Source organism: Pseudomonas sp. P179, from assembly GCF_000478485.2.
Taxonomy (GTDB): domain Bacteria; phylum Pseudomonadota; class Gammaproteobacteria; order Pseudomonadales; family Pseudomonadaceae; genus Pseudomonas; species Pseudomonas aeruginosa.
Map to the genome: position 1 here is coordinate 5,130,912 of NZ_KI517354.1, position 23,797 is coordinate 5,154,708.

Annotated in this window: 24 protein-coding genes; 22 read left to right on the plus strand and 2 right to left on the minus strand. The window is 67.6% G+C overall.

Annotated features, from left to right (window positions below; genetic code table 11):
- Nucleotides 1-27 precede the first annotated feature (27 nt).
- The 3 genes from HMPREF1224_RS35945 (at nucleotide 28) to HMPREF1224_RS35955 (ending at nucleotide 1,877) form a co-directional block, all read left to right on the plus strand.
- Nucleotides 28-660: an OmpA family protein gene (locus HMPREF1224_RS35945; protein WP_003082015.1), complete on the plus strand. Its 633-nt coding sequence runs from the start codon at nucleotides 28-30 to the stop codon at nucleotides 658-660.
- Nucleotides 661-775: 115 nt separating this feature from the next.
- Nucleotides 776-1,075 (plus strand): DUF1145 domain-containing protein, encoded by a 300-nt coding sequence (locus tag HMPREF1224_RS35950; RefSeq protein ID WP_003082018.1) that lies wholly within the window; start codon nucleotides 776-778, stop codon nucleotides 1,073-1,075.
- The gene (locus HMPREF1224_RS35955; protein ID WP_003112523.1) at nucleotides 1,068-1,877 is read left to right on the plus strand and encodes a hypothetical protein; all 810 of its coding nucleotides are present in this window, start codon (nucleotides 1,068-1,070) and stop codon (nucleotides 1,875-1,877) included. The genes HMPREF1224_RS35950 and HMPREF1224_RS35955 overlap by 8 nt, the downstream gene beginning before the upstream one ends.
- 38 nt (nucleotides 1,878-1,915) lie before the next feature.
- On the opposite strand, the gene HMPREF1224_RS35960 is transcribed toward HMPREF1224_RS35955, so the two are convergent.
- A complete protein-coding gene (locus tag HMPREF1224_RS35960; RefSeq protein WP_003082024.1) occupies nucleotides 1,916-2,380 on the minus strand; it encodes a CopD family protein in 465 nt (154 codons plus the stop codon).
- Between the two features lie 129 nt (nucleotides 2,381-2,509).
- Between HMPREF1224_RS35960 and dinG the strand changes: the two genes are divergently transcribed.
- From dinG to HMPREF1224_RS36000, 8 genes are all read left to right on the plus strand, one after another.
- Nucleotides 2,510-4,654 carry an ATP-dependent DNA helicase DinG gene (dinG, locus tag HMPREF1224_RS35965; RefSeq protein WP_003112522.1) on the plus strand — a complete coding sequence of 715 codons (2,145 nt, stop codon included), beginning with the start codon at nucleotides 2,510-2,512 and terminating at the stop codon, nucleotides 4,652-4,654.
- A gap of 78 nt (nucleotides 4,655-4,732) precedes the next feature.
- A complete protein-coding gene (locus HMPREF1224_RS35970; RefSeq protein WP_074198672.1) occupies nucleotides 4,733-7,006 on the plus strand; it encodes a beta-agarase in 2,274 nt (757 codons plus the stop codon).
- Between the two features lie 109 nt (nucleotides 7,007-7,115).
- Nucleotides 7,116-8,261 (plus strand): serine hydrolase domain-containing protein, encoded by a 1,146-nt coding sequence (locus HMPREF1224_RS35975; RefSeq protein ID WP_003163128.1) that lies wholly within the window; start codon nucleotides 7,116-7,118, stop codon nucleotides 8,259-8,261.
- Nucleotides 8,262-8,466: 205 nt separating this feature from the next.
- Nucleotides 8,467-9,348, plus strand: a complete 882-nt coding sequence (locus HMPREF1224_RS35980) for an OmpA family protein (RefSeq protein WP_003082037.1) — start codon at nucleotides 8,467-8,469, stop codon at nucleotides 9,346-9,348.
- A 98-nt stretch (nucleotides 9,349-9,446) separates the two neighbouring features.
- Nucleotides 9,447-10,094 carry a pyridoxamine 5'-phosphate oxidase gene (gene pdxH / locus HMPREF1224_RS35985; protein WP_003112518.1) on the plus strand — a complete coding sequence of 216 codons (648 nt, stop codon included), beginning with the start codon at nucleotides 9,447-9,449 and terminating at the stop codon, nucleotides 10,092-10,094.
- Between the two features lie 7 nt (nucleotides 10,095-10,101).
- Nucleotides 10,102-11,214: a CdaR family transcriptional regulator gene (locus HMPREF1224_RS35990; protein ID WP_003112517.1), complete on the plus strand. Its 1,113-nt coding sequence runs from the start codon at nucleotides 10,102-10,104 to the stop codon at nucleotides 11,212-11,214.
- A 158-nt stretch (nucleotides 11,215-11,372) separates the two neighbouring features.
- Nucleotides 11,373-12,731: a GntP family permease gene (locus HMPREF1224_RS35995; RefSeq protein WP_010793904.1), complete on the plus strand. Its 1,359-nt coding sequence runs from the start codon at nucleotides 11,373-11,375 to the stop codon at nucleotides 12,729-12,731.
- Between the two features lie 41 nt (nucleotides 12,732-12,772).
- Nucleotides 12,773-13,918, plus strand: coding sequence for a glycerate kinase (locus tag HMPREF1224_RS36000; RefSeq protein ID WP_003082051.1), 1,146 nt, complete (start codon nucleotides 12,773-12,775; stop codon nucleotides 13,916-13,918).
- On the opposite strand, the gene HMPREF1224_RS36005 is transcribed toward HMPREF1224_RS36000, so the two are convergent.
- Entirely contained in the window at nucleotides 13,897-14,139 is a 243-nt protein-coding gene (locus tag HMPREF1224_RS36005; protein ID WP_003082053.1) for a hypothetical protein, read from the minus strand. The two genes, HMPREF1224_RS36000 and HMPREF1224_RS36005, sit on opposite strands and share 22 nt — an antisense overlap.
- A gap of 187 nt (nucleotides 14,140-14,326) precedes the next feature.
- On the opposite strand from HMPREF1224_RS36005, the gene HMPREF1224_RS36010 reads away from it, so the two are divergent.
- From HMPREF1224_RS36010 to HMPREF1224_RS36060, 11 genes are all read left to right on the plus strand, one after another.
- On the plus strand, nucleotides 14,327-14,791 hold the full coding sequence (locus HMPREF1224_RS36010; protein ID WP_003082056.1) for an outer membrane lipoprotein: 465 nt from the start codon (nucleotides 14,327-14,329) through the stop codon (nucleotides 14,789-14,791).
- A 328-nt stretch (nucleotides 14,792-15,119) separates the two neighbouring features.
- Nucleotides 15,120-17,921, plus strand: a complete 2,802-nt coding sequence (locus HMPREF1224_RS36015) for a monovalent cation/H+ antiporter subunit A (protein WP_010793905.1) — start codon at nucleotides 15,120-15,122, stop codon at nucleotides 17,919-17,921.
- Nucleotides 17,921-18,259, plus strand: a complete 339-nt coding sequence (locus HMPREF1224_RS36020) for a Na+/H+ antiporter subunit C (protein ID WP_003082068.1) — start codon at nucleotides 17,921-17,923, stop codon at nucleotides 18,257-18,259. Before HMPREF1224_RS36015 ends, HMPREF1224_RS36020 begins: the two co-directional genes overlap by 1 nt.
- Nucleotides 18,256-19,755 carry a monovalent cation/H+ antiporter subunit D gene (locus tag HMPREF1224_RS36025; protein ID WP_003082071.1) on the plus strand — a complete coding sequence of 500 codons (1,500 nt, stop codon included), beginning with the start codon at nucleotides 18,256-18,258 and terminating at the stop codon, nucleotides 19,753-19,755. Before HMPREF1224_RS36020 ends, HMPREF1224_RS36025 begins: the two co-directional genes overlap by 4 nt.
- The gene (locus tag HMPREF1224_RS36030; RefSeq protein ID WP_003112515.1) at nucleotides 19,752-20,276 is read left to right on the plus strand and encodes a Na+/H+ antiporter subunit E; all 525 of its coding nucleotides are present in this window, start codon (nucleotides 19,752-19,754) and stop codon (nucleotides 20,274-20,276) included. Before HMPREF1224_RS36025 ends, HMPREF1224_RS36030 begins: the two co-directional genes overlap by 4 nt.
- The gene (locus tag HMPREF1224_RS36035) at nucleotides 20,261-20,530 is read left to right on the plus strand and encodes a K+/H+ antiporter subunit F (protein ID WP_003082079.1); all 270 of its coding nucleotides are present in this window, start codon (nucleotides 20,261-20,263) and stop codon (nucleotides 20,528-20,530) included. The genes HMPREF1224_RS36030 and HMPREF1224_RS36035 overlap by 16 nt, the downstream gene beginning before the upstream one ends.
- Nucleotides 20,527-20,874: a Na+/H+ antiporter subunit G gene (locus tag HMPREF1224_RS36040; protein WP_003082083.1), complete on the plus strand. Its 348-nt coding sequence runs from the start codon at nucleotides 20,527-20,529 to the stop codon at nucleotides 20,872-20,874. Before HMPREF1224_RS36035 ends, HMPREF1224_RS36040 begins: the two co-directional genes overlap by 4 nt.
- Before the next feature lie 113 nt (nucleotides 20,875-20,987).
- Nucleotides 20,988-21,893: a DMT family transporter gene (locus HMPREF1224_RS36045; RefSeq protein ID WP_003082086.1), complete on the plus strand. Its 906-nt coding sequence runs from the start codon at nucleotides 20,988-20,990 to the stop codon at nucleotides 21,891-21,893.
- A gap of 10 nt (nucleotides 21,894-21,903) precedes the next feature.
- Nucleotides 21,904-23,001 (plus strand): PLP-dependent cysteine synthase family protein, encoded by a 1,098-nt coding sequence (locus HMPREF1224_RS36050; RefSeq protein ID WP_003112514.1) that lies wholly within the window; start codon nucleotides 21,904-21,906, stop codon nucleotides 22,999-23,001.
- 10 nt (nucleotides 23,002-23,011) lie between these two features.
- Nucleotides 23,012-23,533, plus strand: a complete 522-nt coding sequence (locus tag HMPREF1224_RS36055) for a GNAT family N-acetyltransferase (protein ID WP_003082093.1) — start codon at nucleotides 23,012-23,014, stop codon at nucleotides 23,531-23,533.
- Nucleotides 23,530-23,781 carry a hypothetical protein gene (locus HMPREF1224_RS36060; protein ID WP_003082096.1) on the plus strand — a complete coding sequence of 84 codons (252 nt, stop codon included), beginning with the start codon at nucleotides 23,530-23,532 and terminating at the stop codon, nucleotides 23,779-23,781. The genes HMPREF1224_RS36055 and HMPREF1224_RS36060 overlap by 4 nt, the downstream gene beginning before the upstream one ends.
- Nucleotides 23,782-23,797 lie beyond the last annotated feature (16 nt).

Below are 23,797 nucleotides of genomic sequence, written 5' to 3' on the forward strand. Positions count from 1 at the left end.
TACAACCGATCCACGAGGAGAGTTCCAATGAGCATCACGAGGACCGCTTTACCCCTGATTCTGGTCAGCGGCTTGCTGACCGGTTGCGCAGGGTTGCAGAAAAGCGACTGGCCGACCTGTGCGGCGGTCGGTGGTGTTACCGGCGCCGGCCTGGGCGCGATCGAAAGCAGCAGCTGGGCCGGCTGGGGCGCCCTGATCGGCGGTGGCGTCGGTGCCGCCTATTGCTGGGTGCACGGTGCCGGCGAACAGGTCGCGCCGCCGCCTCCGCAGCCGGTCGAGGAAGTCGCGCCGCCGCCTCCCGTCGTCAAGGAAGAAACCATTGTCGTGCGCGACCTGCACTTCGCCTTCGATTCGTCGAAGGTGGACGCCGCCGACAGCGAGAAGCTCAACGGCATCGCCGAACGCCTGAAAGGCGAGGCGGCCAGTACGCGCCTGAGTATCACCGGGCATACCGACAGCGTCGGTTCCGATGCCTACAACCAGAAGCTGTCGGAACGGCGCGCGAATGCCGTTGCGAACTATCTGATCGATGCCGGGGTGCCTTCGAGCATCATCGTCGGCGTGCAGGGATTGGGCGAAAGCCAGCCGGTCGCCGACAACAAGACTCGCGAAGGGCGGGCCGAGAATCGCCGGGTGGAAATCCTCATCAAGCGCGAATGACGCAGGCGGCGCGGAGCAGAACGGGGGCGTCGAAGCCCCCGTTTTCGTTCATGGCTGGCGCCGCGGCGGGCTGGCGAGTATGTTCCCCCGCACACGATGTCTTGGGGGGAGTTCCATGAAAGCGTTTCTCGGGCTGGGCAAGCTCGTGACCCTGGTGTTCTGGGGCGCGGTGCTGGTCAATCTGCTGCATCCGTTCGCCTATCCGCTGAACTGGCTGTTGTCGATAGCCGGCGGCCTGATCCTGTTGATCCACCTGATCGAGATTCTCGTCCTCGGAGGACGCCTGAAAGCGCGCGCGCATCCCTGGCTGGATCGTCTCCAGGTCTTGCTGTTCGGGGTCTTCCACATGCTTGCGTTGCCGGCGTTGAGCCCGGCCAGCGAGTTACCGCAGGACAAGGAGGACGATCATGCGTAAGGCCATGCTCGGATTGTTCCTGGTCGTTCCCCTGGCCTGGGCTGGCGCCGTGTTTTCGGCCGAGGCGCCGCCGGCACGCCAGCAGGGTATCGGCGGAACCGTGAAGGTGCAGGCGAACTCGGTGATGCGCCTGCCCAAGCGGGCCCAGGAGCTGCGCCTGCGCAGAGTGGAGATCGGCGAGGATGCCGCCCTGCTGATTCCGCTGGAGGTCAGCGTCCTGCGCATCGAGGAACTGCACATGGCGAAGAACGCCCGGATCGGCGTGGCGCCAGGCGAGGAGCGAATCAGCATCGAAGTCGTCAGCGGCCGCCTGGCCGATGGCAGCATCATTTCCGCGCCCGGCGCGACCGGCACCTTCCGGCAAAGCGCCGGTAACGGCCGCGACCTGACCTTGCGCCTGCAGGCGGTGGAGGTGGAAAGCCTGCTGCTGGACGCCCGCGGTGGCGTCGGCGCTCCAGGCTACGATGGCCTGGACGGGGCTTCCGGCAAGGCCTCCGGCTGCCTCTGGGGCAGCGCGCTGAAAGGTGGCGACGGCCAATCCGGAAGCGACGGCGGTCCGGGCGGGGCGGGCGGTCGGATTCGTCTGGAAGTGCCGGGCGATTTTCCTCTGGAGCGCTTGCAAACCCGTCTGCAAGGCGGCGTCGGCGGCGCTGGAGGCAAGGCCGGCAAACCGGGTGCGGCGGATAACGCCACCGGTTGCTGGATCTACTCGGTGGATGCCGGTCGTGCGGGGCGCAGCGGAGAGGACGGCGCGAACGGCACCAACGGCAGCGACGGCAGCCTGGACGTCGTGCGCTTCTGAGGAGAGGCCGGCAGCACGGCTTCCGGCGCATCGCCGGTTCAGAGGCTCGGGCGTGCCGCTACCAGGGCTATCAGCAACAGGCCGAGGAGCAGGTTGAAGCCGACGGTGCGGCGGATCTTCCCCAGCGCCTGCCCGCCTGCCGGCCAGTCCTGGGCCTGCACCGCGCGGCGCAGTTCCGGCACTTGCAGCGCCTGCACCCGCAGGAACAGTGCCAGCATGGCGACGTAGAGCCCCATCATTACCTGTACGTAGCGCGGCGCGCCGGCGAAACCGTTGAAGCTCAGGTGCAGCATGCCGACGCCGCTGATCGGTAGCAGGATCACCGCCGCCCAGACCCAATGGAAGAAACGGCGGAACACCTCCAGCCACAGGCCCAGGCGGGCTGGGGCCTCCAGCGCGGCGACGGCCGCCGGACGAAGTATCGTCCAGGCGAAGAACATGCCTCCGACCCAGACTAGGGCGGCCAGGACATGCAGGGCGTAGACGAGGGCGTAGGGGGTCATTCGGCGATCTCCGCTGGCGGTTGTGACGAAGCGCGTTATCATAGCCGCCCTGTCGAACCACTGAAAATTTATCCAGCTATGGCGCGCCGGCGGATTCGCCTTCCGCTGCGCGCCGGGCCCAGGAATTCCATGCTCAGCGCCGAACTCAAGTCCCAGATCCAGGGTGCCTACACCCGCTTTCTCGAAGCCAAGGAGCTGAAGCCTCGCTATGGCCAGCGCCTGATGATCGCCGAAGTGGCCAAGGCCCTCGGCGTGATCAAGGAGGACGAGGAGGGGCACCGCGAGGGCGAGCCGGCGGTGGTCGCGGTGGAGGCCGGAACCGGTACCGGCAAGACCGTGGCCTACAGCCTGGCGGCGATCGCCTGCGCCAAGGCCAGTGGCAAGCGCCTGGTGATAGCCACCGCGACCGTCGCCCTGCAGGAGCAAATCGTCCACAAGGATCTTCCCGACCTGCTGCGCAACAGCGGGCTGGCCTTCAGCTTCGCCCTGGCCAAGGGCCGCGGGCGCTACCTGTGCCTGTCCAAGCTCGACGTGCTGCTGCAGGAAGGCCAGGCGCAGAGCGCGACGGCGCAACTGTTCGCCGACGACGGTTTCAACATCGATGTCGACGAGACCAGCAGCAAGCTGTTCAACCAGATGATCGAACGCCTGGCCGGCAACCGCTGGGACGGCGACCGCGACAGCTGGCCGGAGGCGATCGACGACGCGCATTGGGCGCAGCTCACCACCGATCACAGCCAGTGCACCAACCGACATTGCCCGAACTTCCAGCAGTGCGCCTTCTACAAGGCGCGCGAAGGGATGACCAAGGTCGACGTGATCGTCACCAACCACGACCTGGTCCTGGCTGACCTGGCCCTGGGCGGCGGCGCCATCCTGCCCGATCCGCGCGAGACCCTCTACGTGTTCGACGAGGGCCATCACCTGCCGGACAAGGCGATTGGCCATTTCGCCCATTTCACCCGCCTGCGCGCTACCGCCGACTGGCTGGAGCAGATCGCCAAGAACCTCACCAAGCTGCTCGCCCAGCACCCGCTGCCGGGCGACCTCGGCCGCCTGATCGAACAGGTGCCGGAGCTGGCCCGGGAGATCAAGACCCAGCAGCAGTTCATGTTCACCGCCTGCGAAGAGATCGGCGATTTCCGCGCCGGCGAGGACATGGAGGGTCGCGAGCGGCCGCGTCACCGTTTCGTCGGCGGGGTGGTCCCCGAGCATATCCGCGAGATGGGCATCGAGCTGAAGAAAGGCTTCTCCAAGCTGACCGACCTGTTCACCCGCCTCACCGATATCCTCAAGGAGGCGATGGACGGCGAAGGCGCCGGCGGCATCGCCAGCCACCAGGCGGAGGAGTGGTACCCGCTGTTCGGTAGTCTTTTGGCGCGCGCCCAGGGCAACTGGGAACTGTGGACCGCCTTCACCTGCGAGGACCCGCAGGACAGCCCGCCGATGGCGCGCTGGCTGACCCTCGCCGAGAGCGGCAGCTTCTACGACATCGAAGCCAACGCCAGCCCGATCCTCGCCGCCGAGACCCTGCGCCGCAACCTGTGGAACGTCGCCTATGGCGTGCTGGTGACCTCGGCGACCCTGACCGCGTTGGGCACCTTCGACCGCTACCGCATGCGCGCGGGCCTGCCGCGCAACGCGGTCACCGCGGTGGTGCCGAGCCCCTTCCACCATGCCGAGGCCGGGGTATTGCGGGTCCCCGACCTCAAGGCGGATCCGCGCAACGCCGCCGAGCACACCGCGGCGATCATTCGCGAGCTGCCGGAACTGGTGAAGGGCGCGCGCGGCAGCCTGGTGCTGTTCTCCTCGCGCAAGCAGATGCAGGAAGTCTTCGACGGTCTCGACCGCGACTGGCGCAAGCGGGTGTTCATCCAGGGCAACCTGTCCAAGCAGGAAACCCTGAACAAGCACAAGTCGCGAGTCGACGACGGCGAGGACAGCGTGCTCTTCGGCCTCGCCAGTTTCGCCGAAGGCGTGGACCTGCCGGGGGCCTATTGCGAACACGTGGTGATCGCCAAGATTCCCTTCGCGGTACCCGACGACCCGGTGGAGGCGGCGCTGGCCGAGTGGATCGAGGCGCGCGGCGGCAATCCGTTCATGGAGATCGCCGTGCCAGACGCCTCGCTGCGGTTGGTCCAGGCCTGCGGGCGGCTGCTGCGCACCGAGCAGGACCGCGGCACCATCACCCTGCTGGACCGCCGCGTGGTCACCCAGCGCTACGGCAAGGCTATCCTCAATGCATTGCCGCCGTTCCGCCGGGAAATCGCCTGACGCGCTGGCCTGCGCGGGAGGGCGCCAGCCTTCACGTCCGAGCCGCATCAGGAATTCCCGGCATTTGCCCAGGCCGGGATGGAGTTAAGGAAAACAGGCTTCATGATCCGTTCGCGTTGGCATCTTCCCCTGCTTCTCGGCCTGCTCGCGGTGGCCACGCCGCTGGCGGCGAGCGACACCCAGCAGGTGCTGTTCAACTTCGTCAAGCCAATGGCCGTGGTCGGCATCACCCTTGAGGATGCCGACCTGCCCAGCGCGACGGCGGAGGCCACCCCGGAGGGCGACATTCTCCGTCGCGTCACCTTCAGCCCGGCGCAACGGCCCACCTTGCGCATGAGTCCGGCGCTGGGCCGTTGGGACTGGTCCGCAGCGGACTACGTGAGCCTGCGCATCCAGAACGCGATGAGCTGGGACATGACCCTGGAGGTCGCGATCGAGGGCGAGCAGGGCGCGCCGGGGCTGCAGGCATCCATCGAGCTACCGGCAGGCCCGCCGCAGACCCTGCTGGTGCCGTTGCGGGCGGTTTCGCCAGAGGCTCTGGGCATGCGTGCGGGGCCGCCGATGCCACAGATGGTCGAAGGCCAGCGGGTGCTGCTGGCGCCACGCGTGGAGGGCTCGCTGGACCGCGCCAGGGTCGGAGCGCTGAGCCTGTCCCTGCGCTCGCCGCAAGCTCCCCGGAGTATCCTGCTCGGACGTTTCGGCATACGCACAGGGAGGGCGGTGGAGCGGAGCATCCTGACCGGCCTGATCGATCGCTATGGCCAGTACAGCCGCGCCGACTGGCCGGAAAAGATTCGTTCCGACGAACAGTTGCGCAGCGCCTATGCGGCCGAGGCCGCACAGCTCCGCGACTGGGAACGGCAGACACCGGCGCGCGACCGTTTCGGCGGCCTGCTGGGTGGGCCGGTGTTCGAAGCCAGCGGTTTCTTCCGCACGGAAAAACGTGGCGGGCGCTGGTGGCTGGTTACTCCGGAAGGACATCCGTTCTGGTCGCTGGGCGTTAATGCGGTGACCGCCGACGGCAGCCGGACCTACGTCGAAGGACGCGAGCCGATGTTCGCCGAACTGCCGGCGGAGGGTGAGCCGCTGGCCGCATTCTTCGGTGAGGGCGACGACCGCCGCGGCGTCGCCGCGCAGGCCGGGCGGCGCTTCGGGCATGGCCGCTGGTTCGATTTCCTCGGTGCCAATCGCCAGCGCATCGCTCCCCAGGCGAGTGCCGACCAGCTCGCCGGCGAATGGCGCCAGCGCACCCTGGAGCGCCTCTCGGCATGGGGTTTCAACAGCCTCGGCAACTGGAGCGATCCGGCGCTCGCCGCACAGGCGCGGATGCCCTACAGCCTGCCGCTGTCGATCGCCGGCGACTACGCCACGGTCAGCAGCGGTTTCGACTGGTGGGGAGCCATGCCCGATCCCTTCGACCCGCGCTTCGCCATGGCCGCCGAGCGCGTCATCGCCATCGCTGCTCGCGACCACCGCGACGATCCCTGGCTGCTCGGCTACTACGCCGACAACGAACTGGCCTGGGCCGGGCGCGACGGCTCGGCCCAGGCGCGCTACGGCCTCGCTTTCGGAGCCTTGACGCTGTCCATGGACAGTCCGGCGAAGCGCGCCTTCGTCAAGCAATTGAAAGCCAAGTACCTGGGCCATGAGGCATTGGCCGAGGCCTGGGGCATCGAGCTGGCCGCCTGGGAGGCCCTGGAGGCGCCGGGCTACGCGGCTCCGCTGCCGGGCGAGGGGCATCCGGCCATCGCCGAGGACTACAGCGCCTTCCTCCGGCTGTATGCCGACGCTTACTTCAAGACCCTGCGCGACGCCCTGCAATGGCACGCACCGAACCACCTCCTGCTCGGCGGCCGCTTCGCCGTCAGCACTCCCGAGGCGATCACCTCCTGCGCCCGGTATTGCGACCTGCTCAGTTTCAACCTCTATACGCCGTTGCCCGGGCAGGGCCTGGACGACTCCCTGCTGGCGCGGCTGGACAAGCCGGTGCTGATCAGCGAGTTCCACTTCGGCTCGCGGGATCGCGGTCCGTTCTGGGGTGGTGTCAGCGAGGCGGCCAATGAGCGGGCGCGCGGCGACTCCTACCGAACGTTCCTGGAGGCGGCGCTGAAGAGTCCGTATATCGTCGGCGCCCACTGGTTCCAGTACCTCGACCAACCGGCCAGCGGGCGTCTGCTGGACGGCGAGAACGGCCATATAGGCCTGGTCGGGATCACGGGCTTGCCGTTCGCCGGCTTCGTCGACACGGTGCGCCGAAGCAACCTTGCCGCCCTGTCGCGACTGTCGGCGATGGCCAGGTCCATGCCTGCCGTCGAGCCTCTGCCGCCGCGCGAGGATTCAGCCGGTTCATGAGCGCGCATTCACCGCCGCCCTCTTGCGGCGAACCCCTCTTATGTCAGGGTTCACAAGGCCGCCGAGGGCTGGAAGAATGCCCCGACCACTTTCCCACCGGAACTTGCCCATGACGCCCCAAGGCCACTGTGACAGCCGTTTCGCCCCGCTTGCCGAGGCCTTCGCCCGGCTTTTCGACAATCCGCAGGAGCGCGGCGCGGCGTTGTGCCTGGAGGTCGGTGGCGAGACGGTGGTCGACCTCTGGGGCGGCGTCGCGGACAAGGACGGCGAGCAGCCCTGGCAGCGCGACACCATCCTCAATCTGTTCTCCTGCACCAAGACCTTCACCGCCGTTGCCGTGCTGCAACTGGTGGCCGAGGGCAAGCTCGAACTGGACGCGCCGGTGGCACGCTACTGGCCCGAGTTCGCCGCGGCCGGCAAGGCAGCGATCAGCGTGCGCCAGTTGCTCTGCCATCGCGCCGGCCTGCCGGCGCTGCGCGAGCAGATGCCGCCCGAGGCACTCTACGACTGGCAGGCGATGACCACGGCACTGGCCGCCGAGGAGCCCTGGTGGACGCCTGGCGAAGCGCACGGCTATGCACCGATTACCTATGGCTGGCTGCTCGGCGAGGTGATCCGCCGGGTCGACGGCCGCGAGCCGGGCGAGGCCATCGTGGCGCGCACCGCGGCACCGCTGGGCCTGGATTTCCATGTCGGCCTGGACGACAGCCAGTTCGGCCGCGTCGCCCACATGGCACGGAGCAAGGGCAGCCTCGGCGACGCTGCCGCCCAGCGCATGCTGAAGACCATGATGAGCGAGCCATTGGCGCTGACCACCCGTGCCTTCACCAATCCGCCGTCGATCCTCACCAGCACCAACAAGCCGGAATGGCGACGCATGCAGCAGCCGGCCGCCAATGGCCATGGCAACGCGCGCGCGCTCGCCGGCTTCTATAGCGGCCTGTTGCAGGGACGTTTGCTGGAAGATGAACTGCTGGGCCAGTTGGCCCACGAACACGCGGTAGGCGAGGATCGGACCTTGCTGACCCGGACCCGCTTCGGCCTCGGCACCATGCTCGACCAACCGGGCGTGGCCAATGCGACCTACGGACTCGGCCCCAAGGCCTTCGGCCACCCTGGGGCGGGTGGCTCGATCGGCTTCGCCGATCCCGAGCGCGACCTGGCTTTTTCCTTTGTCAGCAACGCCTTGGGGCCGTATGTGCTGATGGATCCGCGGGCGCAGCAGCTGGCGCGTGTCGCGGGGGAGTGTCTGTAATCCGTTGGTTAACTTTTAACCGCTTGTCGGCTCGACGCTAAATTTCATTGCCAAATAATGGCTTAGCGACACAATCTAAAGCGTCGTATGAGATAGGGCGTTGCCGGGGCAGTGGATCGACTCCGGCATCGCTGCGATGTGACCGGCGGTTGAGCCGAACGTTCCATCGGGCTCGCCTTCTTTCACTTCCAACGGACCCCGACGTATGAAACTGCTTAAGACCTCGACGCTTCTTCTCTGCATGACCGCCTCCGGCTGCAGCTATTTCCAGACCCAGGACGCTTCCTCGCAGCCAGCCAAGGCTCCGGCCGAGCAGGCTTCCAGCCATTCATGGTGGCCGTTCGGCAAGGACGACGGACAGACCGTCGCCAAGCAGGCCACGGAACAGAAGGCCGAAGCCGAGCATGTCGGCTCCAGCCACTGGTGGTGGCCGTTCGGCAAGGACGAAGGCGGTCGGGACGTAGCCGCCAAGGCTGCGGAGCAGAAGGCCGAGATCGCCGCGGCGAAGAAAGAAGTCGCCGCCGCAGCCGAGCCGAAGGCCGCCAACCCCTGGTGGTGGCCGTTCGGCGCCAGCTCGGCGAGCAAGGCGTCGGGCAAGCCGGCACTGGTCCAGCAGAAGGTCACCAAGGAGTGGCTGGATGCCCATGAGAAAGCCCTGCGCGAAGCGATCGCCGGTAGCGAGTTTACCCTCGAACGCCGCGACAACGCATTGATCGTCATCGCCCCCGCCGACTACTCGTTCAATCCCAAGCGCCACACCATGCTGATGCCGATCACCCTCAACCCGCTGGGCAAGGTCGCCAAGATGGCCCAGGCCGATCCGCAGAGCGGTATCCTGGTACTCGGCCATACCGACAGCACCGGCAGCAAGGCGGTCAACGACAAGCTGAGCTTCGAGCGTGCCCAGTCGGTGGCGGCGATCTTCCGCCTCAGCGGCCTGAAAGGCGACCAATTGCGCCTGAAGGGGGTCGGTTCCGACATGCCGCGCGCGGACAACGCCAGCGCCGCCGGCCGCGCCCAGAACCGTCGCGTCGAAGTGCTCTATACCCAGCGCGCCAGCCTGCTGTCCCTGGCCCAGGGCAACTGAGCCGAACCGGGGCAGGGCGCTTGGCGCCATTGTCCCGGATCAAGCGCGAGGCGGAGTCTGCGGTTAAGCTATGGCGCATTTCCCCCTGGAGATGCGCCATGACCCAGTCCCTGGCCGATATGCGCCGCGAGTACACCCGCGATGGCCTCAGCGAGGCCAACGCCCCTAGCGATCCCTTCAGCCTGTTCCGCCAGTGGTTCGACGACGCGGTGAAGACCGAGCGCCTGCCGGTCGAACCCAACGCCATGACCCTGGCCACCGTCGACGCCGACGGCTATCCGCATTGCCGTATCCTCCTGCTCAAGGGCCTCGACGAGCGCGGCTTCACCTTCTTCACCAACTACGAAAGCGCCAAGGGCCGGCAACTGGCGGCCAATCCGCGGGCGGCCATGACCTTCTTCTGGCCGGCGCTGGAGCGCCAGGTGCGCATCGAAGGCAGCGTCGAGAAGGTCACTCCCGAGGAATCCGACGCCTACTACCAGGTGCGTCCGCTGGGCAGTCGCCTGGGCGCCTGGGCCTCGCCGCAGAGCCGGGTCATCGCCGATCGCGCCGAGCTGGAACGGCTGCTCGCGGACACCGAGCGGCGTTTCGCCGACCAGCCGCCGAGCTGTCCCGAGCACTGGGGCGGCTACCGTCTCCTGCCGCAGCGCATCGAGTTCTGGCAGGGGCGGCCGAGCCGCCTGCACGACCGTCTCGACTATCGACGCCAGGACGGCGGCTGGCTGCGCGAACGCCTGGCGCCCTGAATCCTCCATGTTCGAACTGGATTCGACGCTGGCGCAGCACATCGTCGATCGGGCGATGGCGATCCTGCCGCACAACATCAATGTGATGGATGCCCAGGGCATGATCATCGGCAGCGGCGATCCATCGCGCCTGCATACCCGCCACGAAGGGGCGCAACTGGTGCTGGCCAACCGGCGGGTGGTGGAAATCGACGAGCAGGCCGCCGCCTGCCTGCGCGGGGTGCGGCCAGGGGTGAACCTGCCGTTGCTGCACGCCGAGCGGCTGGTCGGCGTGCTCGGCATCACCGGCGCGCCGGAGGTGGTCCGGCCCTATGCCGAGCTGGTGCGGATGGCAGCGGAAATGCTCATGGAACAGCGCCAGATGCAGGACGAGCGACACTGGCAACGCCAGCGTCACGAAGCCTGGCTGCGCCAGTTGCTCGATCCCGGCCACGGCCTCGGGGCGCTGGCGGCCGATGCCGAACACCTGGGGCTGGCCATGCACTGGCCGCGCCAGGCGGTCTTCCTGGAGCTGCCCGAGCATGCCGATCCGCTGCCTTGCCAGGCTCGCCTGCTGGCGGCACTCGGCGGCCGGGCGGAGCACTGGAGCGCGGCGCTGGGCGAGCGCCTGGTGTTCTGGTGCCGGCCGGTAGCCCACGCAGATACGCTCGAGCACTGGCTGGAGCGCGCCGACGCGCGCGGCTGGGGCGTGGCGCGCCTGTGTGCCGGCGACCCGGCGCATGACCTGGCCGAGCTGCGCGCCTCGGCCTGCGCCGCGCGCGACCTGCTGGACTATGCGCGCAGCCGGTTGCCCGGTCGGCGGGTCGTGACCCTGGACGGACACCGCCTCGCCAGCCTGCTGTTCAGCCAGCGCGACAGTTGGCAGGTGCGGCAGCTGCTGGCGCCCTTGCAGCGGTTGCTCGACCACGATCCGCAAGGTTCGCTGGCCGCTACCCTGGAGTCCTGGTGCGCCCATGACGGGCACGCCCAGGCCTGTGCCCAGGCGCTGGGAATCCATCGCAACAGCCTGCGCTACCGACTGGAGCGCATCGCTTCGATCAGCGGGCTCGATCTCGCTCGCCTGGAGCACCGCCAGCAATTGTTGCTGGGGCTGCAATTGCTCGTTCCGCGCCGCGGGTAACGGGCGATCAATCGATTCACTGTGCAGTCGCACAAAATGTTCCCCTTCCAGCGCCGTCTTCCTCTGGCCGTTGCACAAGGCGTGTCCGGTCCCGACGGAGCGAAAATGACCCGCCCCTGGGCGCCCATCCCACACCCATAACAACAAGGAGGCGGCTCATGACCCTGGTCCTGATCCTGCTGGCGTTGATCGCCTTTATCGTCCTGTCCACCACGCGACTCAAGCTGCACCCGTTCCTCGCCCTGCTGGCGGCCGCGCTGATCGCCGGCTTCGCCTACCAGGTACCCACGGCGGAAATCGTCAAGACCGTTACCGGCGGCTTCGGCAGCATCCTCGGCTACATCGGCATCGTCATCGTGCTCGGCACCATCATCGGGGTGATCCTCGAGCGCAGCGGTGCGGCGATCACCATGGCGGAAAGCGTGATCCGCCTGCTCGGCGAACGCTTCCCGACCCTGACCATGTCGATCATCGGCTACCTGGTGTCGATCCCGGTGTTCTGCGATTCCGGCTTCGTCATCCTCAACTCGCTGAAGAACGCCCTGGCGGCGCGGATGAAGATATCCACCATCGCCATGAGCGTGGCCCTGGCCACCGGTCTCTACGCCACCCACACCTTCGTGCCGCCGACCCCGGGACCGATCGCCGCGGCCGGCAACCTCGGCCTGGACGCCAGCCTTGGCCTGGTGATCGTGGTCGGCCTGGTGGTCGCCTTCGTCACCGCGATGGCCGGCATGTGGTGGGCCAATCGCTTCGTCGGCAAGGACATTCCCCTGGTCGACGACGGCCAGGTCGTCCAGACCGAAGAGGATTTCAGCGAGCTGCGTGCCCGCTACGGCAAGCTGCCCAGCGCGACCCAGGCGTTCGCGCCGATCTTCGTACCGATCCTGTTGATCTGCCTTGGCTCGGTCGCGGTATTCCCGAGCAAGCCGCTGGGCGAGGGCGTACTGTTCGCCTGCCTGAACTTCCTCGGTCAACCGGTGATCGCCCTGCTGGTCGGCCTGGCGCTGGCCTGCACCCTGCTCAAGGACCAGAGCAAGCGCGAGGAATTCCATGAGCGCGTGGTGGAAGGCATCCAGTCGGCCGCGCCGATCCTGCTGATCACCGGCGCCGGCGGCGCCTTCGGTGCGATGCTGAAGATCACTCCGCTCGGCGACTACCTGGGCAGCACCCTGTCAGCGTTGGGCATCGGCCTGTTCATGCCGTTCGTGGTGGCGGCCGCGCTGAAGACCGCACAGGGCTCGACCACCGTGGCGCTGGTCACCACCTCGGCGCTGGTCGCTCCGCTGCTGCCGCAGCTCGGCCTGGACAGCGAGATGGGCCGGGTGCTGACGGTCATGGCGATCGGTGCCGGAGCGATGACGGTGTCCCACGCCAATGACAGCTTCTTCTGGGTGGTCACACAGTTCAGCCGCATGACCGTATCCACTGCCTATCGCGCCCAGACCCTGGCGACCCTGGTCCAGGGTATCGCCGGTATGCTCGCGGTATGGCTGCTCAGCCTTGTGCTGCTCTGATTGAAGCGGGGCCGGGGACTCCCGGCCCTGCGAGGTGACTGATGAAAATCGTGATTGCTCCTGATTCGTTCAAGGAAAGCCTGTCCGCGCCCGACGTCGCCGAGGCTATCGCCCGCGGCTGGCGGCGAGTCTTCCCGCAGGCCGAGGTGTTGCTGCGGCCACTGGCGGACGGCGGCGAAGGCACGGTCGATGCGGTACTCGCCGCCACCGCCGGCGAACGTCGCGAATGCCGTGTCGAAGGCCCGCTCGGTGAGCCGACCCTGGCGCACTGGGGCTGGCTGGACGACGCCACCGCAGTGATCGAAATGGCTTCCGCCAGCGGCTTGCACCTGGTCCCGCGCGACCGCCGCGACGCCACGCGCAGCAGCAGCCGTGGCACTGGCGAGCTGATCCGTGCGGCGCTGGACGCCGGGGCGCGGAAGATTATCCTCGGCCTCGGCGGCAGCGCTACCAACGATGCCGGCGCCGGCCTGCTGGGCGCGCTCGGCGTGCGTTTCCTGGCTGCCGACGGCGAGGAACTGGCGCCCGGCGGCGCCGCGCTGGCTGGCCTGCACAGTCTCGACCTGGGCGGGCTGGATCCGCGCCTGGTGGATGTCGCGGTGGAAGTCGCCGCAGACGTCGACAACCCGCTATGCGGGCCGCGCGGCGCGTCGGCGGTGTTCGGTCCGCAGAAGGGCGCCAGCGCCGAACAGGTGGCGCAACTGGATGCCGCCCTGGCGCACTTCGCCAAGGTGGTCGCGGCGACCCTTGGCGAGGACTTCAGCCGGGTGCCGGGCGTCGGCGCCGCCGGCGGCCTGGGTTTCGCCGCGAGGGCATTCCTCCGCGCGCGTTTCCGCCCAGGCATCGAACTGGTGGCGGAGCTGGCCGGGCTGGCCGATGCGCTGGTCGGTGCCGACCTGGTGCTGACCGGCGAGGGCCGCCTGGATGCGCAGAGCCTGCACGGCAAGACCCCGGTGGGCGTGGCGCGAATCGCGCGCCAGGCCGGCGTTCCCGTGGTAGCCCTGGCCGGCAGCCTGGGCGACGGCTACCAGCGCCTGCACGACGCCGGCATCGATGCGGCGTTCAGCCTGGCGCCGGGACCGATCAGCCTGGAGCAGGCCTGTGCCGGAGCGGCGGCGGAACTGGAGGCGCGCGCCGAGCAGATCGCCCGGCTCTGGCGCCTGGCTCAGGCTTCGCGGGAAGGGTAGTCGGCGGCGGCGCGCTCCAGCCAGGCCGGCAGGTCGCGCCGCTTCACCTTGCTGGCCTTGGCCTCGGCCAGTCGCTGTAACAGATAGTCACGCTTTTGCGGGTCGTCGCCGGCGAATGACAGCGCCAGGTCGCGGTCCATCCAGCGGCGGATGCGCCAGTAGATCCACCAGTGGAAATACAGGCCGGCGGCGGTGGTGACGACGATGATGAAATAGTCCATGGCTGTTCCTTCTGCGGGCGCTCACCCTAGCCGATCGGTCCCGCCGATGAAAGCGGGAGGGTTCGGTCGAAACTGAACGAACCTGTACCATTGCTGAATCGATTCGATTATCTCGCGCCGGCCAGGTGACAGGAGCGGCTGCGGGAGAGTCTAATATTCGTCAGTTATCCCTTTCGGAGATGCCGTTATGCGCAAGTCTGCCTTGATCGTTGCTTCCTTCACCGCCATGGCCCTGGCTCTTGGCGGCTGCCAATCCAGCCTCACCGGCGATACCTACAGCCGTGAGGAAGCCCGTACCGTGCAGACTGTACGCATGGGCACCATCCAGGCCTTGCGCCCGGTCAAGATCGAAGGCACCAAGACCCCGATCGGTTCCATCGCCGGTGCCGGCGTCGGCGGTGTCGCCGGCAGCGCGGTGGGCGGCGGCAAGGGCAGCTACGTCGCGGCCATCATCGGCGCGGTCGCTGGCGGCCTGCTGGGCGCGGCTACCGAAGAAGGCCTGACGCGCACCCAGGGCGTCGAGATCACCGTGCGCGAAGACGACGGCAGCACCCGCGCCTATGTCCAGCAGGTCGACCAGGGCCAGATCTTCCGCGTCGGCGAGCGCGTGCGCATCCTGACCGTCAACGGCACCAGCCGCGTCGCCCACTGATTCTTCCCACGTTATCCCGCGGCCGGCATTTCGCCGGCCGTTTTCGTTGTAGCGCCGAACCACTGCCGGCGTTGTCTTGCTAAGCTTCAAGTCGTTGCCGTTGCAGAGTTTTTTTCGGCTTTCCGGCAGTCGGAACGCCTGAATTTTGTAATAATTCAATCCATGACGTTCGTTCGATAGATTGCGATAATCGTAGTTCCGTCGCGCCGCGCCTGCCGGTGGCCGATGGGGCTTCGAGCTGCTGGCGATCCGGCCGCGCACCGACAACCGCGGGGAAGCACCGCCGGCCAGGCATGCCGGGGGCTCCGCCATCGAAGAGGAGTAGCCCATGATTCTGGCGCTGATCATCGCGCTGCCGTTCATGGGGGCGTTGTTGCCCCTGCTTGCCGAGCGTGGCGGCCGCACCTTGTGCGCGGCGTCCGCCGGCGTGGCGCCGCTGATCGGCCTGATCCTGTTGCTCGGGCAGCGCGGCACGGTGTTGGCCGGGCAGACCCTGACCGCCAGCTATTCCTGGCTGCCGGAAATCGGCATCAACCTCAGCCTGCGCCTGGACGGCCTCGGTTTCCTCTTCGCCCTGCTGATCCTCGGCATCGGCCTGCTGGTGATCCTCTACGCCCGCTACTACCTCTCCGAACAGGAGCCGATGGGGCGTTTCTTCGCTTTCCTGCTGCTGTTCATGGGCTCCATGCTCGGCGTGGTGCTCGCGGAAAATCTCTTGCTGATGATGCTCTTCTGGGAGCTGACCAGCCTGTCCTCGTTCCTGCTCATCGGCTTCTGGGGCAGCCGTTCCGACGCCCGCAAGGGTGCGAGGATGGCCCTGACCGTTACCGGAGGGGGCGGCCTGGCGCTGCTGGCCGGGGTGCTGCTGCTCGGCCACATCGCCGGCAGCTTCGAACTCACCGAGGTCCTCGCGGCTGGCGAGCTGATCCGCGCCCACGCTCTGTATCCGCTGGTGCTGATACTGATCCTGCTCGGCGTGTTCACCAAGTCGGCGCAGTTTCCCTTCCATTTCTGGCTGCCCCACGCGATGGCGGCGCCGACCCCGGTTTCCGCGTACCTGCACTCGGCGACCATGGTCAAGGCCGGCGTATTCCTGCTGGCCCGGCTGTATCCGGCGCTGGCCGGCACCGAGTGGTTCTTCTACCTGGTCAGCCTGAGCGGCCTGGTGACGCTGTTGCTGGGGGCCGGCATGGCACTGTTCCAGCATGACCTGAAGGGGCTGCTGGCCTACTCGACGATCAGCCACCTGGGCCTGATCACCCTGCTGTTCGGCCTCGACTCCCCGCTGTCGAACGTCGCCGCGGTGTTCCACATCATCAACCACGCGACCTTCAAGGCCTCGCTGTTCATGGCCGCCGGGATCATCGACCACGAGACCGGCAGCCGCGACATGCGCCTGATCAACGGGATGTGGAAGTACCTGCCGCATACCGCGGTGCTGGCCATCGTCGCCTCCCTGGCGATGGCCGGGGTGCCGCTGCTGAACGGCTTCCTCAGCAAGGAGATGTTCTTCGGCGAAACCCTCAGCCAGAACCTGCTGGGCAGCTTCAACTGGCTGGTGCCGGCGGTGGCGACCCTGGCCGGCGTGTTCTCGGTGGCCTATTCGCTGCGTTTCATCCACGACGTGTTCTTCAACGGCGAGCCGGCCCGGTTGCCGAAGTTCCCGCCCCACGAGCCGCCGCGCTACATGAAGGTACCGGTGGAGATCCTGGTGTTCCTCTGCCTGTTGGTCGGCATGCTGCCGGCCTACACCGTGGCGCCGCTGCTGGCCGCCGCCGCCAGTGCCAGCCTTGGCGGGCAACTGCCGGAATACAGCCTGGCGATCTGGCACGGTTTCAACCTGCCATTGCTGATGAGCGTGGTGGCGCTGGTTGGCGGTGTGCTGGTCTATGTCCTGCGCAAGCCGCTGTTCAACTGGTACGCCGGGTTACCGGAGGTGGACGCCAAGCTGGTCTTCGAGCAGCAGGTGCAACGTGTGGTGGCCCTGGCCGCGCGCCTGACCGCCTGGCTGGAGAACGGGTCACTGCAGCGCTACCTGGCCTGGCTGCTGGGCGCGGCGCTGGTCGTGGTGGCGGTCGAGCTGGCACCGCTGGCGAGGCTGACCGGCTCGCGCGGCCTGACCCCGCTGGACGGTATCACCGCCCTGGGCATGCTGGTGCTGGCCTTCAGCGGCCTGGCCACGGCGCTGTTCCATCGCATGCGCCTGGTCGCGCTATTGATCCTCAGCGTCGCCGGCCTGCTGGTGGCCCTGGCCTTCGCTCGCTTCTCGGCCCCGGACCTGGCGCTGACCCAGTTGTCGGTGGAAGTGGTGACCATGGTCCTGCTGATGCTGGCGCTGTATTTCCTGCCCTCGCGCACTCCGGCGGAGTCCTCCAGCCTGCGCGGCTTGCGCGACGTGGCGCTGGCCGGCGGGGTCGGCATGCTGGTGGCGCTGCTGGCCTACGCGGTGCTGACCCGGCCCTACGAGAGCATCGCCGGATTCTTCGTCGAGAACAGCGTCTCCGGGGGCGGCGGCTACAACGTGGTCAACGTCATCCTGGTGGACTTCCGTGGTTTCGATACCCTCGGCGAGATCAGCGTGCTGGCGATCGCCGGCGTCGGCATCTACGCGATGCTCGCCGGTTTCGCCCTGCACAAGCCGACCTGCGACCCGCAGGGTCGCAACTGGGCCCACGCCAAGCACCCGCTGATCCTGGAAACCCTGTCGCGGGTGCTGCTGCCGCTGGCGTTGCTGATCTCGGTGTTCATCTTCCTGCGCGGCCACAACCTGCCGGGCGGAGGTTTCATCGCCGGCCTGGTGACTGCCATCGCCCTGGTGCTGCAGTACATCGCCAGCGGCTCGCAGTGGGTCGAGCAGCGCCTGCCGCTGAACTATGCGGCCATGGCTGGCGCCGGAGTGCTGATCGCCGGGCTCACCGGGCTCGGCAGCTGGCTGTTCGGCTATCCGTTCCTGACTTCCGCGTTCGGCCACTTCGAGTTGCCGCTGATCGGCGAGATCGAGCTGGCCACGGCGATGCTGTTCGACCTCGGCGTGTACCTCACCGTGGTCGGTGCCGCGCTGCTGATCCTGTCCTACCTCGGCAAGCTCAGCCTGATGCCTGAACCCGTCGCACAAGAGGAGGCGCTCTGATGGAAGCCCTGTTCGCCATCACCCTCGGCCTGCTCACCGCCAGCGGCGTCTACCTGCTGCTGCGGGCGAGGACTTTCCCGGTGGTGCTCGGTCTCACGCTGATCTCCTACGCGGTCAACCTGTTCCTGTTCGCCATGGGCCGACTCGGCGGCAGCGTCGCGGTGATCGGCACTCCCGGGGAGTATGGTGATCCGTTGCCCCAGGCGCTGGTGCTGACCGCCATCGTCATCGGCTTCGCCATGACCGCCTTTGTCGTTGTCCTGGCCCTGCGTGGCCTCGGTGACCTCGGCAGCGACCACGTAGATGGCCGTCCGGACGAGGAGGAGCCGCGCCCATGAGCCATTGGCTGATCCTGCCGATCCTGCTCCCCCTGTTTGCCGGCAGCCTGCTGCTGTTGCCGCTGGCCGAGCGCTGGCAGCGCGGCCTGTCGTTGCTCGCGGCGCTGGCACTGATCCCCCTGAGCCTGCTGCTGATACGTACGGCCGCCAGCGGCGACCTGAGCGTCTATGCCTTGGGCAACTGGGCCGCGCCGTTCGGCATCGTGCTCATGCTCGATCGTCTCGCCGCCCTGATGCTGCTGGCCACCGCGGTGCTCGGCAGCGCCGCGCTGATCTACGCGCTGCGTGGCGACGACCGCCTGGGCAAGCATTTCCACGCGTTGTTCCAGTTCCAGCTGCTCGGTATCAACGGCGCCTTCCTGACCGGCGACCTGTTCAACCTGTTCGTGTTCTTCGAGATACTCCTGATCGCCTCCTACGCGTTGCTCCTGCATGGCGGCGGCGCGGAGCGGGTGCGCTCGGGCTTGCACTACGTGATCCTAAACCTGGTCGGCTCGGCGTTCTTCCTGATCGCCGTGGGTACCCTGTATGGCCTCACCGGCACCCTGAACATGGCCGACATGGCGCAGAAGATCGCCATGGCAGATGCCGAGCGCGCGCCGCTGCTGGCGGCAGCCGGGCTCCTGCTGCTGGTGGTGTTCGCCCTGAAGGCGGCGCTGTTGCCGCTGTACTTCTGGCTGCCGCGCGCCTATGCCGCGGCCAGCGCGCCGGTGGCGGCGCTGTTCGCGATCATGACCAAGGTCGGCATCTACTCGATCCTGCGGGTCTACACGCTGGTCTTCGGCGATGCCGCCGGCGAGCTGGCCAACCTGGCGCAGGCCTGGCTCTGGCCGCTGGCCCTGGCGACCCTCGGCCTGGGCGCGATCGGTGCCTTGGCGGCGCGGACCCTGCAAGGCCTGCTGGCCTACCTGGTGGTGGTCTCCGCCGGAACCCTCCTGGCTGGCGTGGCGTTGGGCAGCGAGCGGGCGCTGGCGGCGTCGCTGTACTACCTGCTGCACAGTACCTGGATCGCCGGTGGCCTGTTCCTGCTCGCCGACCTGGTCGCCCGCCAGCGCGGCGACAAGGCCGGCGACCTGGTCCAGGGCCCGGCGTTGCAGAATCCTCGGTTGCTCGGCGGGGCTTTCTTCATCGGCGCCATCGCCGTTGCCGGTCTGCCGCCATTGTCGGGGTTCTTCGGCAAGGTCATGCTTTTGCAGTCGGTCGCTCCCGGCAGCCAGGCGCTGGCCCTGTGGAGCGTGGTACTGGGCAGCGGCCTGGTGGCGCTGGTGGCGTTGAGCCGGGCCGGCAGCACGCTGTTCTGGCGCACCGGGCATACCGTGCTCGGTAGCGCCGAACTGGACCACGGCCGCTTGTTCGCCTGCATCCTGTTGCTCTCCGCCGGCCCGTTGCTGGTGTTCGCCGCGAAGCCGCTGCTGGCCTACGTCCAGGCCACCGCGGCGCAGTTGCACGACCTCGACCTGTATCGCCAGATCATCACCCGCGGAGGTGCCGCATGATCAGCCGTTCGTTGCCGCGTCCGCTTCTTCGCGTACTGCCTCATCCCGTGCTTAGTGTCCTGCTGTTGCTGGTCTGGTTGCTGCTGGTGGATTCCTTCGCCATCGGCCACTGGCTGCTCGGCGCCTTCCTCGGCGTGTGCATTCCGCTGCTGACCAACCGCCTGCTGGTCGGGCGCAGCCAGGAGTGGCATCCGTTGCTGCTGTTGAAGCTGCTGGTGCTGGTGATGTGGGACATCCTCGTCGCCAACATCCAGGTCGCCCGCCTGACCCTCGGACCGATCGAGCGCTTGCGTCCGGCCTTCGTCGAGGTGCCGATCGAGCTGGAGAACGACCTCGCCATCAGCGTGCTGGTGAGCATCGTCTCGCTGACCCCGGGGTCGGTGTCGTCGGACCTCAGCGACGACCGCAAGACCTTGCTGGTGCACGGCCTCGACGTGCCGGACAAGGCGGCGCTGATCGCCGAGATCAAGCAACGCTACGAAGCGCCGCTGAAGGAGATCTTCCCATGCTCGCTTACGTGATCCCGCTGTGCCTGGCGCTGCTCGGCCTGGCCCTGTTGCTGACCCTGGCGCGCCTGGTCAAGGGGCCGTGCCTGCCGGACCGGGCGCTGGCGCTGGACACCCTCTACGTGAACGCCATCGCGCTGCTGGTGCTGTACGGCATTTGGCGCGACAGCGACCTGTTCTTCGAGGCGGCGCTGCTGATCGCGGTGCTCGGCTTCGTCGGTACGGTGGCGGTGGCCAAATACATGCTGCGCGGAGACATCATCGAATGACTGGCGAACCCCTGAGCCTGTGGCTGGAAATCATCGTCTCGGCGTTCCTCCTGCTGGGCAGCGCCTTCGTCCTGATCGGCGCGATCGGCCTGTACCGCCTGCCGGACTTCTTCATGCGCCTGCACGGGCCGACCAAGGCCACCACCCTCGGGGTCGGCGGGGTGATCGTCGCCTCGCTGATCTATTTCTCCAACCGCCAGGCGGGCATCAGCCTGCACGAATTGCTGATCAGCCTGTTCCTCTTCATCAGCGCCCCGGTCAGCGCCTACATGCTGGCCAAGGCCGCGGTGCTGCAGCAGTTGCCGCTGGAGAAGAAGACTCGCGGCAAGCCCTGGGAGCAGTGAGGCCCGGCGCAACAGTTTTGCCCGCTTTCTGTGCCTGTCGGCGCAGCTAGCCGGCTGCCTATACTGGGAGTCCTTTTTCCGGCGCCGCGGCGGCGCCCGTGGTGGAGATTCCCTTGACTCGGACGCGCTGGTTCGCCCTGGCCTGCCTGATCCTGGCGATGGCGCTGTGGGGCAGTTCGTACGTGGTGCTGAAGGTCGCTTTCCGCGAACTGCCGCCGCTCTGGGTGATCTTCGGTCGCATGGCCCTCGGCAGCCTGGTGTTCCTCGTTGCCTGGCGCTGGCGCGGACGCATCGACTACCGCCCGGGCGACTGGAAGTACCTGCTCGGCCTGGCCGTCTGCGAACCCTGCCTGTACTTCCTCTGCGAATCCTTCGCCCTGCAATACACCAGCGCGGCCCAGGCCGGGATGATCACCGCGCTGCTGCCGTTGCTGGTGGCGGTGGGGGCCTGGTTGCTGCTGCACGAACGGATCGGCCGGATGACCTGGATCGGCTTTGGCCTGGCGGTGCTCGGTTCGATCTGGCTGAGCCTCGCCGGCGAGCCCGACCTGCACGCGCCGCAGCCGCTGCTGGGCAACTTCTTCGAACTTCTCGCGATGCTCTGCGCCACCGGCTATACCCTGTTGCTGAAGCACCTTTCGGCGCGCTACTCGGCATTCGCCCTGACCGCCATGCAGGCCTTCGTCGGCACGCTGTTCTTCCTGCCGCTGGCGCTGGCCAGCGCCGACCTGCCGAGCCAGCCCAGCGCGCTGGGGATCCAGGCGGTGGTGTATCTCGGCGTGGTGGTCACGGTGGGCGCCTACGGCCTGTACAACTTCGGCGTCGGTCGACTGCCGGCCAGCCAGGCCTCGGGCTTCATCAACCTGATCCCGGTCTTCACCCTGGTATTCGCCGCGCTGTTCCTCGGCGAAACCCTCAACGGCCCGCAGATGCTCGCTGCCGGCCTGGTCTTCATCGGCGTCGCCATCAGCCAGTGGCGCAGCGCTCCGCCGCCGCCTCCGGCCGGCGTCCTGAACTGAAGGAGTTTCCATGACCGTCGACCACCGCCAATGGGCCCGCGAGGCGATCCGCATCATCGAAGCGGATTTCCAGCGCAGCGCCGATACCCATTTGATCCCCCTGGAGACTCCCGGCCTGCCTGGCGTCGAACTGTACTTCAAGGACGAGTCCAGCCACCCCACCGGCAGCCTCAAGCATCGCCTGGCGCGCTCGCTGTTCCTCTATGCGCTGTGCAACGGCTGGCTCAGGCCGGCCGCGCCGGTGATCGAGGCATCGAGCGGTTCCACGGCGATTTCCGAAGCCTATTTCGCACGCCTGCTGGGCCTGCCCTTCATCGCCGTGATGCCGGCCAGCACCTCGAAGGAAAAGATCGCCCAGATCGCCTTCTACGGCGGCCAGAGCCACCTGGTGGAGGACCCCACCCAGATCTACGCCGAGTCCGAACGCCTGGCGCGGGAGAGCGGTGGCCATTTCATGGACCAGTTCACCTATGCCGAGCGCGCCACCGACTGGCGGGCGAACAACAACATCGCCGAATCGATCTTCCAGCAGATGCGCCACGAGCCGTACCCGACCCCGACCTGGCTGATCTCCAGCCCCGGTACCGGCGGCACCCTGGCGACCCTCGGCCGCTACGTGCGCTATCGCCAGCACTGCACCCGGGTACTCTGCGCCGACGCCGAGCGTTCGGTGTTCTTCGACGCCTATGTCAGCGGCGACCGTGGCCTAACCCTGGATTGCGGTTCGCGGATCGAGGGCATCGGCCGGCCGCGGGTCGAGGCGTCCTTCCTGCCGGAAGTGATCGACGCGATGGTCAAGGTGCCGGACGCCTGGTCGCTGGCGGCCATGCATTACCTGGCCCGACGCCTGGGGCGGCGGGTCGGCGGCTCCAGCGGAACCAACCTGATCGGCGCCCTGGTGGCCGCACGGCAAATGGTCGCGGCCGGCGAGAAGGGTTCGCTGGTGGCGATTCTCTGCGACGGCGGCGAACGCTATGCGACCACCTATTACGATCCGGTCTGGCTGGCCAGGCAGGGCTATGCGCTGGAACCCCTGGTCGAGGCGCTGGCTGCCTGCATCGAGCGGGGCGTGGCGTTGCCCGACGGGCTGCTGGTGGCTGGACTTTGAAGGAGTGGATATGCACCGTTTGCGAGCTGCCGAAACCGGCGATATCGAGGCCATGACCGACCTGTTGCTGCGCCACGGGCCGAATCCCTGGAACCATTTGCCGGAGGAGGGGGTGCGTGCGCATCTGCGAGCCATCGCCGACGGCGAGGTACGTGCCGTCCTGGCCGAGCGCGACGATCGGCTGCTGGGGTTCGCCAGCTTCCGTCGCACCGAGGATTTCGCCCATTACCAGCCGCAGCGTGCCGATGCGCCGCGGGCCTACATCTGCGAGGCGGTAGTGCATCCGGCGGCGGCCGGCCAGGGGCTCGGCAGCGCGTTGCTGGAGGCGGTGCTGGCCCAACTGGCCGACGAAGGCATCGAGGACGTCTATATCGATCGTCACGAAGAGAACCTGGCGTCGGCGGGAATGATGCGCAAGGCCGGCTTCGTCGAGCTGGAAACCTACGCCGATCCGGCGCGGCGACCGAACGGCTCGGGGCGCTCGACAGTGTGCCATCGCAATCTTTCCCTCCAGCGCAGAGCCGTGCGATGAGTTTCATCCGCCTCAAGGTGCGCGCCGCCTTCATGGTCCACGGCTACGACGCGGACAACCGGGAAATCGTCGAGCAGATCGGCGAGGAACGCTTCGTCGAGAAACTGCTGCGCATCGAACGGATCCAGTCGATCAGCGAGAAATACCTGCTGGTCAGCGCCTCCCACGGGCGCGTCGCCTACTGGGAATACGAGGGCGGCCTGACGGCGCTGCGGCGGCGCCTGGAGCAGGCCGGACTGCTCTTGTAGGGAAGGGCCGCCGCTG